The following is a 14,520-nucleotide window of genomic DNA, read 5'->3' as shown; positions in this document are numbered from 1 at the left end:
CGAATGGTTAGGCAGTTGGCGTATATAAGTCAGTGTGCGACGCGTGCCGTTCTTAAAGTTGTATGGCACGCGTTATAGTTGTGAAACTTCTATGAACAGCAACTTCAAGCCGAGCCAAGTTCCAGCGCGTAGTTTTTTTCAACACGAGGAAACAGCGGTACGGTCAACAGGGCGCAAAAGGCGGCTGCCAACCACACCAGGCTCCAGGAAAAATGAGTCATCAGGGCGGAGGCCGCGATGGGGGTCGCGAACAGCACCACAAACACGCAGGTATTGCCCATGGCCAGGGCGGTACCGGCGCGACTGGCGCCGGCCAGTGTGGCCAGTTCGGTGTAGGCAACACCGTGCCAGGCGGACACGCTGATCCCGGCGACGACCATCACACCGATGATCACGGCGCTGGCCAGCGGGGTTTGGCTGATGCCATAGAAGCTGGCGGCCGACACCGTCCCGCTCAAGGCCAGGAAGGTCAGGGTGCTCAACCAGGCGCAGGCCTTGAGGTAGCTGCGGCGGTTCTTGTTTTTGTCGGTCCAGCGTCCGCTCCAGATCCTGCTGACGATCGCGCCAATCTGGATCACCGCCAGAGTCGCGGAAACCAGGGTGATGTTGATGTTGCCGAAGTCATGAAAGAACACCGCCGCATAAGTGAGAATGGCAAATTGCGGGGCGCAGAGCAGGCCGATGGCCAGGACGATTCGCCAGATCCTCGGATCTTTCAATGGGCTGTTGCTGCTCTCCAGGCTCAGTTTTTTTGCTGCGCTGCTGGAGAAGTCCGGCTCATACAGCCATAACCAGGCAAACAGGGCGGCCACCAGGCAGAACAGCGCCGATGCCGTGAATACTTCGATAAAACCGTAGGTATGAGCCAGGTAGGGCAACACCACCGCGCCCAAGGCATAACCCCCGGGTACAGCGGTTTGCCGGATGCTCATGGCCAGCCCGCGCTCGCCTTCCTTGAACCAGGCCATGATGGCCCGGCCGCTGGCGCCGTTGACGCTGCTGCCCAGCAGGCCCACGGTGAACAGCCCCGCCGCCAGCAGGACCACCGTGGGGGCATAAAAGGCCAGCATGGCCAGGATCAGCAAGGCGATGCCGGAGGTCAAAAGCCCGGTCAGCAGAACCGGACGATCCCCCCAGCGATCGGTGAGCAGCCCCCAGGGAATTTCGCTGATGGCGATGCCCAGTCCGAGCACCCCCAGGACCAGCCCCAGCTCAGCGTTGTCCAGCTGATAGGTCGCGCGCATATAGACCGCTGTAGCGGGCAGTCCACCCACCACACTGGAAAAGCTGGCGTTGGCCGCAACCCCGACGCCGAGCACTTTCCAACGGTGACCGTTATCTACAGGCATAAGAATCCCACTAGTTAAATAGTTGTGGGTTAAAAGACTCTCATGGGAGTATCGTCTCGAATATCAAATAATTTTGCGTGTTAGTCCCAAAAAACAGGATTGTCATGAGACCAGTAAATTTCGATTTGGATGTCATGCGCAGTTTCGTCACAGGGGTCGAATTGGGCAGTTTTGCCAAGGCGGCGCAAAAGCTCGCTCGTTCGACATCGGCCATCAGCGCCCAGTTGAAGAAACTCGAAGCCCAGGCGGGTTCGCCCTTGTTCAAGAAGGCCGGTCGCAGGCTGGCCCTGACGGACACCGGGGAAGTGCTACTGAATTACTCCCGGCGGCTTTTAAGCCTCAACGACGAAACCATCACCGCGGTATCCGAGCTCAAGCTCAAAGGCTGGGTGCGCCTGGGGCTTCAGGAAGACCTGGGCAGCTTCCTGCCCACGGTGCTGGGCCGCTTCGCCAGGGCCCATCCCGATGTTCGGGTCGAAGCCCGCATCGCGCGCAATGGCGATCTGCTCAGCCGCATCGAAAACGGCTCCCTGGATCTTGCCGTGGCCTGGGGGGCAGAGCGGACCACCGGGTATCAGGAAGTGGTGGCGGACCTGCCCATGCAATGGATCGGCTCATCGCACCAGTACCTCGACTGGCGCGCCGAGTCGGGAACACCGTTGCCGATCATCGCGTTCGACGCGCCTTGTCCTTTTCATTCGATGGCCACCGAAGCGCTCAACCGCGAAGGGATTCCCTGGTTGCTGTCGTTCACCAGCTCCAGCCTCAATGGCCTATCCGCGGCGACCGAGGCCGGCCTGGGCTACACCATTCGCACGGCCCTGGGCCTGCAGCCAGGTACCGAGCTTCTGCAGGCCGGCGACCGCGGCTTGCCAGCCTTGCCCTCAATCGCCTTGACGTTGCATCGCCGAGAGGCAACCCCGGACCCGCTGACCGAACGGCTGTCGAACATCGTGATACAGGCCATCCGCAGTGAGATTGTTTACTGACGAGAGACGGCTTGAGCACAAGCCTTGCCAGCCCGATTTCGCCCAGCACGTGTTTGCAGTCGGGCTATTGTTGAGCACAGAGATTTGATCAGAAGAGAGCGCACAATGAACAAGTTCGTTTGGCCGGCACTGGTGGCTTTGCTGTTTGTCCAGTCCCCGGCCCATGCCATCAATGAAAAGTATCGCCAGCAGCTTGAGCAATCGGGCTGTACCCAAATGACCGAGCTTCAGGGATGCGACATCCACAAGAGCAAGGCGGAAAACGCCAAGGCCGGATTTGCCGACCCTTACACACCCGCCGCTGCTGCTGACAGCGCCAAGGAACAGACCCCCTACGCCGGACAATGGACGGCCAAAAGCGATACTGGCGCGACAGTCGCCACCATTCGTATCGATGCCAAAGAGCATGTGTGGGTGAACGGCAAAGAGGTCAAAGCCAAGCGCACGGATGGCGCCCTGCAATTTCGTCAGGGCACGCTGCTGTTCACCATTCAAGGTGATCGACGCCTGAAGAATGAAGATGTGTGGATGGATACCGATGCCGGAACCAAGGGGCCGATTCAGAGCGAATAGGTATTCGGACAGGCACAAAAAAACCGGCTCAGGTGGCCGGTTTTTTTTGGTTCAAGATGCATTGAGCGGCATCTTGAGATATGTACTTGGTGCCCCGAGGGAGACTCGAACTCCCACTTCTTGCGAAAACGGATTTTGAATCCGCCGCGTCTACCAATTCCGCCATCAGGGCTCAATGGCGGCGAAGTATAGAGAGGCAGTTACCGTTGGTCAATCGGCTTTCGTGGTCAATTTTTAGTTATTCCGCTAAACTTTCCGGCCCTGCTAGACGAACCCCATCATGCGCGTTGCTGACTTTACCTTCGAGCTTCCTGATTCGCTGATCGCCCGCCATCCTTTGGCCGAGCGTCGCGGCAGCCGTCTGTTGACCCTGGATGGGCCAACCGGCGCCTTGGCCCACCGTCAATTCACCGATCTGCTGGAGCATTTGCGTCCGGGCGATCTGATGGTGTTCAACAATACCCGGGTGATTCCGGCCCGTCTGTTTGGCCAGAAGGCCTCCGGCGGCAAGCTGGAGATCCTCATCGAGCGGGTGCTGGACAGCCATCGTGTGCTGGCCCATGTGCGCTCCAGCAAGTCGCCCAAGCCGGGGTCGAAGATCCTGATCGACGGCGGTGGCGAGGCCGAGATGCTGGCGCGCCACGACACGCTGTTCGAGCTGGGTTTTGCCGAGGAGGTGCTGCCGCTGCTGGATCGGGTCGGGCACATGCCGTTGCCTCCTTATATAGACCGCCCGGATGAAGGCGCGGACCGTGAGCGTTATCAGACCGTGTACGCCCAGCGTCTGGGGGCTGTTGCGGCGCCTACGGCGGGGCTGCATTTCGACCAGCCGCTGCTGGAGGCCATTGCCGCCAAGGGCGTGGAGACTGCGTTCGTGACCCTGCATGTCGGCGCCGGCACTTTCCAGCCGGTGCGGGTCGAGCGTATTGAAGATCACCATATGCACCACGAGTGGCTGGAAGTCGGCCAGGACGTGGTGGATGCGGTTGCCGCATGCCGTGCTCGCGGTGGTCGGGTGGTGGCGGTGGGCACCACCAGTGTGCGTTCCCTGGAAAGTGCCGCGCGCGATGGTGTGCTCAAGCCGTTCAGCGGCGATACCGATATCTTTATCTACCCGGGCCGGCCGTTCCATGTGGTCGATGCCCTGGTGACCAACTTCCATCTGCCGGAATCCACGCTGTTGATGCTGGTTTCGGCGTTCGCCGGTTATCCCGAGACCATGGCCGCCTATCGCGCCGCGGTGGAAAATGGATACCGCTTTTTCAGCTACGGTGATGCGATGTTCATCACCCGTAATCCTGCGCCGACCGCTCCCAAGGATCTGGCCCCCGAGGAAACTGTATGAGTCGCACTTGTCGTATGTCCTTCGAGCTTCTGGCCACTGATGGCAAGGCTCGTCGCGGTCGCCTGACCTTCCCCCGCGGTACGGTGGAAACCCCGGCCTTCATGCCGGTGGGCACCTACGGCACGGTCAAGGGCATGCTGCCACGGGATATCGTCGCCACCGGCGCCGAGATCATCCTCGGCAACACCTTCCACCTGTGGCTGCGCCCGGGTACGGAAGTGATCAAGGCCCACGGTGACCTGCATGATTTCATGCAGTGGAATGGCCCGATCCTCACCGACTCCGGTGGTTTCCAGGTGTTTAGCCTGGGGGCGATGCGCAAGATCAAGGAAGAGGGCGTGACCTTCGCCTCGCCGGTGGACGGCGCCAAGGTGTTCATGGGCCCGGAAGAGTCGATGCAAGTGCAGCGCGACCTGGGTTCGGACATCGTGATGATCTTCGATGAGTGCACGCCGTACCCGGCCGATGAAGATGTGGCGCGGATCTCCATGGAGTTGTCCCTGCGCTGGGCCCAGCGTTCCAAGAACGCCCACGGTGACAACACGGCGGCGCTGTTTGGCATCGTCCAGGGTGGCATGCACCAGGACCTGCGCATGCGTTCCCTGGAAGGCCTGGACAAGATCGGTTTCGACGGCCTGGCTATCGGCGGCCTGTCGGTGGGCGAGCCCAAGCATGAAATGATCAAGGTCCTGGACTACCTGCCGGGCCAGATGCCTGCCGACAAACCTCGTTACCTTATGGGAGTTGGCAAGCCGGAAGATCTGGTTGAGGGTGTGCGCCGCGGTGTGGACATGTTCGATTGCGTGATGCCAACCCGCAATGCCCGCAATGGGCATCTGTTCATCGATACAGGCGTGCTGAAAATCCGTAACGCGTTCCATCGCCATGATGATTCGCCGCTGGACCCAACTTGTGATTGCTACACCTGCCAGAACTTCTCCCGTGCCTATCTGCATCACTTGGACAAGTGTGGGGAAATGCTCGGGAGTATGCTCAATACCATCCATAATTTGCGCCATTACCAGCGTCTTATGGCTGGTTTGCGCGAGGCTATTCAACAAGGTACATTGGCCGCCTTTGTCGATTCCTTCTATGCCAAACGCGGGTTACCCGTGCCGCCTTTAGAATAAGTTCTAAAGACGTTAAGCCACTAATTTTGCAATTATCGGAGTGTTAAATGAGCTTTTTGATCCCTGCCGCGTATGCGGACGCCGCTGCACCTGCCGCTGCCGGTCCTGCTGGCACTGGTTTCGAGTGGATTTTCCTGGTTGGCTTCCTGGTCATCTTCTATCTGATGATCTGGCGCCCGCAGGCCAAGCGCGCCAAAGAGCAGAAGAACCTGCTCGGCAGCCTGCAGAAAGGCGACGAAGTTGTGACCACTGGCGGTATCGCCGGCAAGATCAACAAGGTGACCGACGACTTCGTGGTTCTGGAAGTGTCGGACTCCGTTGAGCTGAAGTTCCAGAAGGGCGCGATCGCTGCCACGCTGCCAAAAGGCACGCTGAAAGCCATCTAAGTTTCATCTTTTACCAATCGACGGGGCGCGCAAGGCGCCCCGCGTCATAAACGGGCGGCGTGATGCTGAACAAATACCCTCTGTGGAAGTACCTACTGATCCTGGCGGTGCTGGCGATCGGTTTTATTTATTCCGCTCCCAATCTATACCCTGATGATCCGGCCATTCAGGTCAGCGGTGCGAGCACTGCGTTGCAGGTCACTCAGGCGGATCTGGATCGTGCGAGCAAAGCGCTCACCGACGCCGGTATCAAGGTCAAGGCTGCTTCCATTGCTGCCAACGGCAAGGGCGGCCTGCTGCGCTTGACCAACAAGGAAGACCAGCTTCCGGCCAAGGATGTAGTGCGCAAGGCGCTGGGCGATGACTATGTGGTGGCGTTGAACCTGGCGCAAACCACTCCGCAATGGCTGCGCAACCTGGGTGCGCACCCGATGAAACTGGGTCTGGACTTGTCCGGTGGTGTGCACTTCCTGCTGGAAGTGGACATGGACAAAGCCCTCGACGCGCGCCTGAAAGTCTATGAAGGCGACGTCAAGAGCCTGCTGCGCAAAGAGCGTCTGCGCTATCGCAGCCTGCCGCAGCTCAATGGCGCCATCCAGCTGGGCTTCAGCGATGAAGACAGCCGTGAACAGGCCCGTTCGCTGATCCGCAAGAACTTCAACGATTTCGATATCGTACCGGCCGACCTCAATGGCCAACCGGTGCTGCGTCTGGCGATGACCCCGGCCAAGCTGGCGGAAATCCGTGAATACTCCATCAAGCAGAACTTGACCACCGTGCGTAACCGGGTCAACGAGCTGGGTGTGGCCGAGCCTCTGGTTCAGCGTCAGGGTGCCAACCGTATCGTGGTTGAGCTGCCGGGCGTGCAGGACACCGCTGAAGCCAAGCGGATCCTGGGCAAGACCGCCAACCTGGAATTCCGTCTGGCCGCCGAGCCGGGTGCTTCCAAGGCGACTTCCGAGTCCTTCGAATTCCGTGAGGGCAACCGTCCTCCTGCTCTGATCGAGCGTGGCCTGATCATCACCGGTGACCAGGTGACCGATGCCCAGGCCGGTTACGACGAACACGGCCGTCCACAGGTGAACATCAAGCTTGATGGTCACGGTGGCGAGCTGATGAACCGTTCGACTCGCAGCAATGTCGGTCGCAGCATGGCGGTGATCTTCATCGAGCAGAAGCCGACCACCACCTACACCAAGCAAGTGGTGAACGGTGTCGAGAAAGACGTGGCGGTGCAGACCTTCAAGGAAGAGAAGAAGATCATCAGCCTGGCGACCATCCAGTCGCCACTGGGCAGCCAGTTCCGCATCACCGGCCTGAACGGTCAGGGCGAGTCTTCCGAGCTGGCGCTGTTGCTGCGTGCCGGTGGTCTGGCGGCGCCGATGTACTTCGCCGAAGAGCGCACAATCGGTCCAAGCCTGGGTGCTGACAACATCACCAAGGGTATCGATGCGTCCCTGTGGGGCATGCTGTTCGTGTCGCTGTTCATTATCGCCATCTACCGTTTCTTCGGTGTCATCGCTACTGTGGCGCTGGCATTGAACATGGTACTGCTGCTGGCCCTGATGTCCCTGCTGGGGGCGACGCTGACCCTGCCGGGTATCGCCGGTATCGTCTTGACCATGGGTATGGCGGTGGACGCCAACGTACTGATCTTCTCGCGGATACGTGAAGAGCTCGCCGCCGGCATGAGTGTGCAGCGGGCAATCAACGAAGGCTTCGGCCGGGCATTCACCGCGATCCTGGACTCCAACCTGACCACCTTGCTGGTGGGCGGCATTCTGTTCGCCATGGGTACCGGTCCGGTGAAAGGCTTTGCGGTGACCATGTCCCTCGGGATCTTTACCTCGATGTTCACGGCCATCTGGCTGACCCGTGCGATGGTCAACCTGATCTTCGGCGGTCGTGACTTCAAGAAGTTGTGGATTTAAGGGGCTGCCATGTTACGTACTATTAACTTCATGGGCGTGCGCAACGTTGCGTTCGGCGTCACTGTGCTGCTCACCATCCTGGCGTTGTTCAGCTGGTTCCACAAAGGCTTGAACTACGGTCTGGACTTCACCGGCGGTACGCTCATCGAGCTGACCTACGAGCGTCCCGCGGATGTGATGAAGGTGCGTTCGCAACTGAACGATGCCGGTTATCACGAAGCCATCGTGCAGAGCTTCGGTGCGACCACTGATCTGCTGGTGCGGATGCCGGGTGAAGACCCGCAACTGGGCCACCAGGTGGCCGAGGCGCTGCAGAAGGTTGGCGGTGACAACCCGGCGCAGGTCAAGCGCGTCGAGTTTGTCGGTCCGCAAGTGGGTGAAGAGCTGCGGGACCAGGGCGGCCTCGGCATGCTCATGGCCCTGGGCGGTATCCTGATCTACCTGGCCTTCCGCTTTCAGTGGAAGTTCGCGGTGGGCGCGATCGTTTCGCTGATCCACGACGTGATCGTGACGGTGGGTATCCTCTCGTTCTTCCAGATCACCTTTGACCTGACGGTGCTGGCGGCGGTGCTGGCGATCATCGGTTACTCCCTCAACGACACCATCGTGGTGTTCGACCGGGTGCGTGAGAACTTCCGTGTGCTGCGCAAGGCCAGCCTGATCGAGAACATCAACATCTCGACCACTCAGACCCTGCTACGGACCATGGCGACTTCGATCTCCACCTTGCTGGCGATCATCGCGCTGCTGTTCTTTGGTGGCGATAACCTGTGGGGCTTCTCCATCGCCCTGTTTGTCGGTGTTCTGGCGGGTACCTACTCGTCGATCTACATCGCCAACGTGGTGCTGATCTGGCTGAACCTGAACAGCGAGGACCTGATTCCTCCGGCCAATACCGAGAAGGAAGTGGACGACCGTCCATGAGGATCTAGCCCTTTTCCGGCTGTCAGTTAAAAAGGCGCGAGTGTTGAACTCGCGCCTTTTTTATTGCTCCAACGCTGGGAGAAGCGCGGGCCAAGTCCCGTTTGTATGGTCAGGAGGTTCACGTGAACAAGTCGTTGCTGGTTGGTGCGGTATTGGGTGCTGTCGGTGTCACCGCCGGGGGTGCTGTTGCCACCTACAGCCTGGTTAAAAGCGGCCCTGAGTATGCGCAAGTGCTGGCCGTACAGCCGGTCAAACAACAGATCAAGACCCCTCGTGAAGTCTGTAAGGACGTCGCCGTGACTCGTCAGCGCCCGGTCAAGGATGAACATCAGATCCTGGGTACCGTGGCGGGAGCGGTGGGCGGTGGTCTGCTGGGTAGCATGATTGGTGGTGGTAATGGCAAGAAGATCGCCACTGTGGCGGGTGCGGTTGGCGGTGGCTATGCCGGCAACAAGGTGCAGGAAGGCATGCAGGAACGTGACACCTACACCACCACCCAGACTCGCTGTAATACAGTCAATGACATCAGTGAGAAGGTCGTGGGTTATGACGTGAAGTACGACCTGGGCGGCAAGCAAGGTCAGGTGCGCATGGATCGTGATCCGGGCAACCAGATTCCGGTGGATAAAGAGGGGCGTCTGATTCTGGGTCAAAACCAGAATCAACCCGGCCAATAACCCCGGCCTGTAGGCGTCTGCTTGCCGGCGAAGGTGATCTCAAGATCCGATTCGCCGGCAAGCCGGCTCCTGCGGGAATTGCAGGCATAAAAAAAGCACCCCTCGGGGTGCTTTTTTTGTCGCTGGCGCTTAGCGCTTCAGCGAGGCCGGCAGGTGCGGCTGGATGGCGGTCAGGACCGCTTTGAAGCATTTGGTGTTGCCAGCTACCACGTGGCCTTTTTCCAGGAAGTCGTGACCGCCGGTGAAGTCGCTCACCAGGCCGCCGGCTTCTTGAATCAGCAGGGCGCCAGCTGCCATGTCCCATTCGGACAGGCCCGACTCCCAGAAGGCGTCGAAACGACCGGCGGCCACGTAGGCCAGGTCCAGGCTTGCAGCACCAGCGCGGCGGATGCCGGCGGTCTGGCCAACCAGGGCGCGGAACATGCCCAGGTAGTTGTCCAGGTTGTCCATCTGGTCGTCACGGAATGGGAAGCCGGTGCCCAGCAGGGCGCCGTCGAGGCTGGTGCGGCCGCTGACACGCAGGCGGCGACCGTTCAGCTGGGCACCACGGCCACGGCTGGCGGTGAATTCTTCCTGGCGAACCGGGTCCAGGACCACGGCGTGTTCCAGGCGGCCACGGTATTTGCAGGCGATGCTCACGGCAAAGTGCGGGATGCCGCGCAGGAAGTTGGTGGTGCCGTCCAGTGGGTCGATGATCCACAGGTAGTCTTCGCCTTCGCCGCTGCCAGCGTGCAGGCCGGTCTCTTCGCCGAGGATGGCGTGGGTCGGGTAGGCCTTGCGCAGCGCGTCGATGATCTTCTGCTCGGCAGCGCGATCAACTTCGGATACGTAGTCTTTGGCGTCTTTTTCGTCGACCTTGATGGTATCCAGGCGCTCGATGGAGCGGAAAATCAATTCACTGGCGCTGCGGGCGGCGCGCAGCGCGATATTCAGCATTGGCTGCATGGATAGGTCACCTAAGGTTGTTAAAGAAAGCCGAGCATTCTAGCAGAAAACTTTTGCAGATGAAGGCTGGTGTTCGCTTTGATTGCATTGATCCGCTGTGTGGCGTTCTCCGGTGGCGAGTGTTTGTGCCGGTTGCTGGGCGCCTTTCTGGAGCGCTGGAATCTGTCGGGTGGTTATTTTTGAGGCGGGAGTCTTGCCTGTTCGGTAAGATTTGCTCCCCCTTATCGTGTCCGAGAGCGCATCCCTTGCTGCAGAACATTCGTGTCGTCCTGGTCAATACCAGTCATCCGGGCAATATCGGCGGGGCTGCGCGTGCCATGAAGAACATGGGCTTGTCGCGGCTGGTGCTGGTGGAGCCCCGGGTATTTCCGTCTCACGAGGCGGATGCGCGTGCCTCCGGTGCCACCGATATCCTGGCCAATGCCCAGGTAGTCGCCACCCTTGAGGAGGCATTGGCGGGTTGCACGCTGGTGTTTGGTACCAGTGCTCGTGACCGGCGCATTCCCTGGCCCTTGCTTGATCCGCGTGAGTCCGGTCTCAAGGTGGTCGAGGAAGCCGGGCAGGGTGCGCAGATCGCCCTGGTGTTCGGTCGTGAAGATTCCGGCCTGACCAATGATGAGCTGCAGCGATGTCATTTCCACGTGCATATCCCGTCGGACCCGGAGTTCAGCTCGCTGAACCTGGCCGCGGCGGTGCAGGTGCTGACTTATGAAGTGCGCATGTCCTGGCTGGCGGCCCAAGGCCGGCCAACCAAGGTAGAGAAGGATGAAGTGGCTTCGCCGCGCAGTGAAGAGCTGGCGACCATGGATGAGTTGGAGCGGTTCTACGAGCATCTGCAGCAGACGCTGGTGGCCATCGACTTCCTCGATCCGGAAAAGCCGCGGCACTTGATGGCACGCCTGCGTCGGTTATACGGTCGTAGCTCGGTCAGCCGGGCGGAAATGAATATATTGCGTGGCATTCTCACGGAAACCCAGAAAGCGGCCCGTGGAGAGCTACAAAAGCGGAAGGATCAGTGATGTTCGAGCGTCTGCGTGAAGATATCCAAAGCGTGTTTCATCGTGACCCGGCGGCGCGCAATGCCTTCGAGGTGTTGACCTGCTACCCAGGCATGCACGCGATCTGGATTCATCGTTTGTCCGGCGCCTTGTGGGGCATGGGTTGGAAATGGCTGGCGCGGCTGGTGTCGAACTTCGGTCGTTGGTTGACCGGGATCGAAATTCACCCGGGAGCCAAAGTCGGCCGCCGCTTCTTTATCGACCATGGCATGGGCATTGTCATTGGCGAGACCGCCGAGATCGGTGATGACGTGACCCTCTATCAAGGGGTGACCCTGGGTGGCACCAGTTGGAACAAGGGCAAGCGCCATCCGACCCTGGAAGGCGGTGTGGTGGTGGGGGCGGGCGCCAAGGTGCTGGGTCCCTTTATTGTGGGGGCGGGGGCCAAGGTTGGTTCCAATGCGGTGGTGACCAAGGCGGTGCCGGCCGGAGCGACGGTGGTGGGCATTCCTGGGCGGATCATCATGAAGTCCAGCGACGAGCAGGCGGCCAAGCGCAAGGCCATGGCGGAAAAACTCGGTTTCGATGCCTACGGTGTCGGCGAGGACATGCCGGATCCGGTGGCTCGGGCTATCGGGCAGTTGCTGGATCACCTGCAGGCAGTCGACGGTCGTCTGGAGGATATGTGTGGCGCGCTGAAGGATCTGGGCAGTGATTACTGTGCCAAGGATCTGCCTCAATTGCGTGAAGAAGACTTCGCTGAAGTCAAAGACAAGGACGGCAGTCAGGTCGGCTGATGGCGCAAAACCGGCCCCCTCTGTGGGCCGGCTTGCTAGCGAAAGGACCTAATACCCTTTGAGTGACCCGCAGGTCAGGTGTTGCCATCCTGCTGTGCCATTACGTCGCAGACTTTGCTATGATTTGCGCGCTCTTTTGCGGGTAAACCCGACTAAAGTAGTTGGTCTTATAGTTGACTCGATTACTCGGGTATTGCATACTCGCGTCCATTCCGAAACTCCGTGGTACTTGTCCATGCGACTGACTACTAAAGGCCGATACGCCGTGACCGCCATGCTTGATCTGGCGTTGCACGCGCAACATGGCCCGGTCTCCCTGGCCGATATCTCTGAGCGCCAAGGCATCTCCCTGTCCTACCTCGAACAGCTTTTCGCCAAACTGCGCCGCAGTAACCTGGTGTCCAGCGTCCGGGGGCCTGGTGGCGGCTACCAGCTGTCCCGTGACATGCAGGGGATTCAGGTGGCTCAGGTGATCGATGCGGTGAATGAATCGGTCGATGCAACCAAATGCCAGGGGCTGGGTGATTGCCATGCCGGCGACACCTGCCTGACCCATCACCTGTGGTGCGACTTGAGCCTGCAGATTCACGAATTTCTGAGCGGTATCAGCTTGGCTGATCTTGTTACTCGCCGTGAGGTACAAGAAGTAGCCCAGCGTCAGGACCAGCGCCGTTGTAATGGCAAGGCGCCGCGCCTGGACAAGATTGAAGCGTCCGCCGTCGAATGACAGCCAAAGAGCTAGCGGCACGCCAGCCAGCCTGATTTAGGAGAGAGTCCATGAAATTGCCGATTTACCTTGATTACTCAGCGACCACGCCGGTCGATCCGCGTGTTGCGCAAAAAATGAGTGAATGCCTGCTGGTCGACGGAAACTTCGGTAACCCGGCGTCCCGCTCTCACGTGTTCGGCTGGAAGGCCGAAGAGTCGGTGGAGAATGCCCGTCGCCAAGTGGCCGACCTGGTTAACGCTGATCCGCGTGAAATCGTCTGGACCTCCGGTGCAACCGAGTCCGACAACCTGGCCATCAAGGGGGTCGCGCATTTCTATCACACCAAGGGCAAGCACCTGATTACCTCGAAAATCGAGCACAAGGCTGTCCTGGACACCATGCGCCAACTCGAGCGTGAAGGCTTTGAAGTGACTTACATCGAGCCAGGCGAAGATGGCTTGATCACTCCGGCCATGGTTGAAGCGGCCCTGCGTGACGACACCATCCTGGTTTCGATCATGCATGTGAACAACGAAATCGGCACCATCAACGACATTGCCGCCATCGGCGAGTTGACCCGCTCCAAAGGTATTCTGTTCCACGTCGACGGCGCTCAGTCCACCGGCAAGGTCGAAATCGACCTGCAGGCCCTGAAAGTCGACCTGATGTCCTTCTCTGCCCACAAGACCTACGGCCCTAAAGGTATTGGCGCGCTGTACGTCAGCCGCAAGCCTCGCGTGCGCCTGGAGGCCACCATGCACGGCGGCGGTCACGAACGCGGCATGCGTTCCGGCACCCTGGCCACTCACCAGATCGTCGGCATGGGCGAAGCCTTCCGCGTCGCCAAGGAAGACATGGTCGCCGAAAATGCTCGCATCAAGGCCCTGAGCGATCGCTTCTACAAGCAGGTTGAACACCTGGAAGAGCTGTACATCAATGGCAGCATGACGGCTCGTGTACCGCACAACCTGAACCTGAGCTTCAACTACGTTGAAGGCGAGTCGCTGATCATGGCCCTCAAGGATCTGGCAGTGTCTTCCGGTTCGGCCTGTACTTCGGCTTCGCTCGAGCCTTCGTACGTGCTGCGTGCCCTGGGCCGTAACGACGAGTTGGCTCACAGCTCGATCCGCTTCACCTTCGGCCGCTTCACCACCGAGGAAGAAATCGATTACGCGGCGCAGAAAGTCTGCGAAGCCGTTACCAAGCTGCGCGCTCTGTCGCCGCTGTGGGACATGTACAAAGATGGCGTCGATATCTCGAAGATCGAGTGGGCGGCGCACTGAATATAAGTCGCCGCACAGGGTTCTGTAGAGCGTCCCGATAACGGCGATTTGCAGAACCCAAGAGCGACTCTCTGATGAGTGAGGATTAAGAATCATGGCTTACAGCGAAAAGGTCATCGACCACTACGAGAACCCGCGCAACGTCGGCAAGATGAACGCGGAAGATCCGGATGTCGGCACCGGCATGGTCGGCGCTCCAGCCTGCGGCGACGTGATGCGCCTGCAGATCAAGGTCAACGAGCAGGGCATCATTGAAGACGCCAAGTTCAAGACTTATGGCTGCGGTTCCGCCATTGCTTCCAGCTCCCTGGCCACTGAGTGGATGAAGGGCAAGACGCTGGATGAAGCCGAAACCATCAAGAACACTCAGCTGGCTGAAGAGCTGGCCCTGCCTCCAGTGAAGATCCACTGCTCGGTTCTCGCCGAAGACGCCATCAAGGCCGCCGTTCGCGACTACAAGCAGAAGAAAGGCCTGATCTGATCG

General features: G+C 59.6%; 15 protein-coding genes and 1 tRNA gene. 13 read left to right on the top strand and 3 right to left on the bottom strand.

Features of this window, described 5'->3' with window-relative positions:
* Positions 1–104 precede the first annotated feature (104 nt).
* Positions 105–1,349 (bottom strand): MFS transporter, encoded by a 1,245-nt coding sequence (locus tag DWF74_RS09570; protein WP_102860385.1) that lies wholly within the window; start codon positions 1,347–1,349, stop codon positions 105–107.
* Positions 1,350–1,453: 104 nt separating this feature from the next.
* Between DWF74_RS09570 and DWF74_RS09565 the strand changes: the two genes are divergently transcribed.
* Positions 1,454–2,338 (top strand): LysR substrate-binding domain-containing protein, encoded by an 885-nt coding sequence (locus DWF74_RS09565; RefSeq protein WP_102860386.1) that lies wholly within the window; start codon positions 1,454–1,456, stop codon positions 2,336–2,338.
* A 105-nt stretch (positions 2,339–2,443) separates the two neighbouring features.
* Positions 2,444–2,911 carry a hypothetical protein gene (locus DWF74_RS09560; protein ID WP_102860387.1) on the top strand — a complete coding sequence of 156 codons (468 nt, stop codon included), beginning with the start codon at positions 2,444–2,446 and terminating at the stop codon, positions 2,909–2,911.
* 87 nt (positions 2,912–2,998) lie between these two features.
* Here DWF74_RS09560 and DWF74_RS09555 read toward each other — a convergent pair.
* Positions 2,999–3,083 (bottom strand) — tRNA-Leu (locus tag DWF74_RS09555).
* Positions 3,084–3,191: 108 nt separating this feature from the next.
* On the opposite strand from DWF74_RS09555, the gene queA reads away from it, so the two are divergent.
* The 6 genes from queA to DWF74_RS09525 all read left to right on the top strand — a co-directional run bounded on the left by queA (position 3,192) and on the right by DWF74_RS09525 (position 9,304).
* The gene (gene queA / locus DWF74_RS09550; RefSeq protein WP_102860388.1) at positions 3,192–4,256 is read left to right on the top strand and encodes a tRNA preQ1(34) S-adenosylmethionine ribosyltransferase-isomerase QueA; all 1,065 of its coding nucleotides are present in this window, start codon (positions 3,192–3,194) and stop codon (positions 4,254–4,256) included.
* Between the two features lie 14 nt (positions 4,257–4,270).
* On the top strand, positions 4,271–5,386 hold the full coding sequence (gene tgt, locus DWF74_RS09545; protein WP_161799191.1) for a tRNA guanosine(34) transglycosylase Tgt: 1,116 nt from the start codon (positions 4,271–4,273) through the stop codon (positions 5,384–5,386).
* A 47-nt stretch (positions 5,387–5,433) separates the two neighbouring features.
* Complete coding sequence (yajC, locus tag DWF74_RS09540) at positions 5,434–5,772, top strand: preprotein translocase subunit YajC (RefSeq protein ID WP_011063224.1); 339 nt, start codon at positions 5,434–5,436, stop codon at positions 5,770–5,772.
* 62 nt (positions 5,773–5,834) lie between these two features.
* The gene (gene secD, locus DWF74_RS09535; protein WP_102860389.1) at positions 5,835–7,703 is read left to right on the top strand and encodes a protein translocase subunit SecD; all 1,869 of its coding nucleotides are present in this window, start codon (positions 5,835–5,837) and stop codon (positions 7,701–7,703) included.
* Between the two features lie 9 nt (positions 7,704–7,712).
* Positions 7,713–8,627, top strand: a complete 915-nt coding sequence (gene secF / locus DWF74_RS09530; protein ID WP_102860390.1) for a protein translocase subunit SecF — start codon at positions 7,713–7,715, stop codon at positions 8,625–8,627.
* Positions 8,628–8,749: 122 nt separating this feature from the next.
* Entirely contained in the window at positions 8,750–9,304 is a 555-nt protein-coding gene (locus tag DWF74_RS09525; RefSeq protein ID WP_102880808.1) for a glycine zipper 2TM domain-containing protein, read from the top strand.
* A gap of 129 nt (positions 9,305–9,433) precedes the next feature.
* On the opposite strand, the gene suhB is transcribed toward DWF74_RS09525, so the two are convergent.
* Positions 9,434–10,249 carry a type III secretion system regulator SuhB gene (gene suhB, locus DWF74_RS09520; RefSeq protein ID WP_011063220.1) on the bottom strand — a complete coding sequence of 272 codons (816 nt, stop codon included), beginning with the start codon at positions 10,247–10,249 and terminating at the stop codon, positions 9,434–9,436.
* Positions 10,250–10,494: 245 nt separating this feature from the next.
* Between suhB and trmJ the strand changes: the two genes are divergently transcribed.
* From trmJ to iscU, 5 genes are all read left to right on the top strand, one after another.
* A complete protein-coding gene (trmJ, locus tag DWF74_RS09515; RefSeq protein ID WP_115580830.1) occupies positions 10,495–11,268 on the top strand; it encodes a tRNA (cytosine(32)/uridine(32)-2'-O)-methyltransferase TrmJ in 774 nt (257 codons plus the stop codon).
* Positions 11,268–12,044 (top strand): serine O-acetyltransferase, encoded by a 777-nt coding sequence (gene cysE, locus DWF74_RS09510; RefSeq protein ID WP_115580829.1) that lies wholly within the window; start codon positions 11,268–11,270, stop codon positions 12,042–12,044. Before trmJ ends, cysE begins: the two co-directional genes overlap by 1 nt.
* A 235-nt stretch (positions 12,045–12,279) precedes the next feature.
* Positions 12,280–12,771: a Fe-S cluster assembly transcriptional regulator IscR gene (gene iscR / locus DWF74_RS09505; RefSeq protein ID WP_011063217.1), complete on the top strand. Its 492-nt coding sequence runs from the start codon at positions 12,280–12,282 to the stop codon at positions 12,769–12,771.
* 50 nt (positions 12,772–12,821) lie between these two features.
* Positions 12,822–14,036: an IscS subfamily cysteine desulfurase gene (locus tag DWF74_RS09500; RefSeq protein WP_102860394.1), complete on the top strand. Its 1,215-nt coding sequence runs from the start codon at positions 12,822–12,824 to the stop codon at positions 14,034–14,036.
* Between the two features lie 94 nt (positions 14,037–14,130).
* Positions 14,131–14,517, top strand: a complete 387-nt coding sequence (gene iscU / locus DWF74_RS09495; protein WP_007929523.1) for a Fe-S cluster assembly scaffold IscU — start codon at positions 14,131–14,133, stop codon at positions 14,515–14,517.
* The last annotated feature ends 3 nt before the right edge of the window (positions 14,518–14,520 follow it).

Origin of the sequence: Pseudomonas protegens (assembly GCF_003363755.1) — a bacterium.
Lineage (GTDB): Bacteria > Pseudomonadota > Gammaproteobacteria > Pseudomonadales > Pseudomonadaceae > Aquipseudomonas > Aquipseudomonas danubii.
The sequence above is the reverse complement of the archived record's forward strand: the minus strand, read 5'-3'. Positions and strand labels throughout refer to the sequence as shown.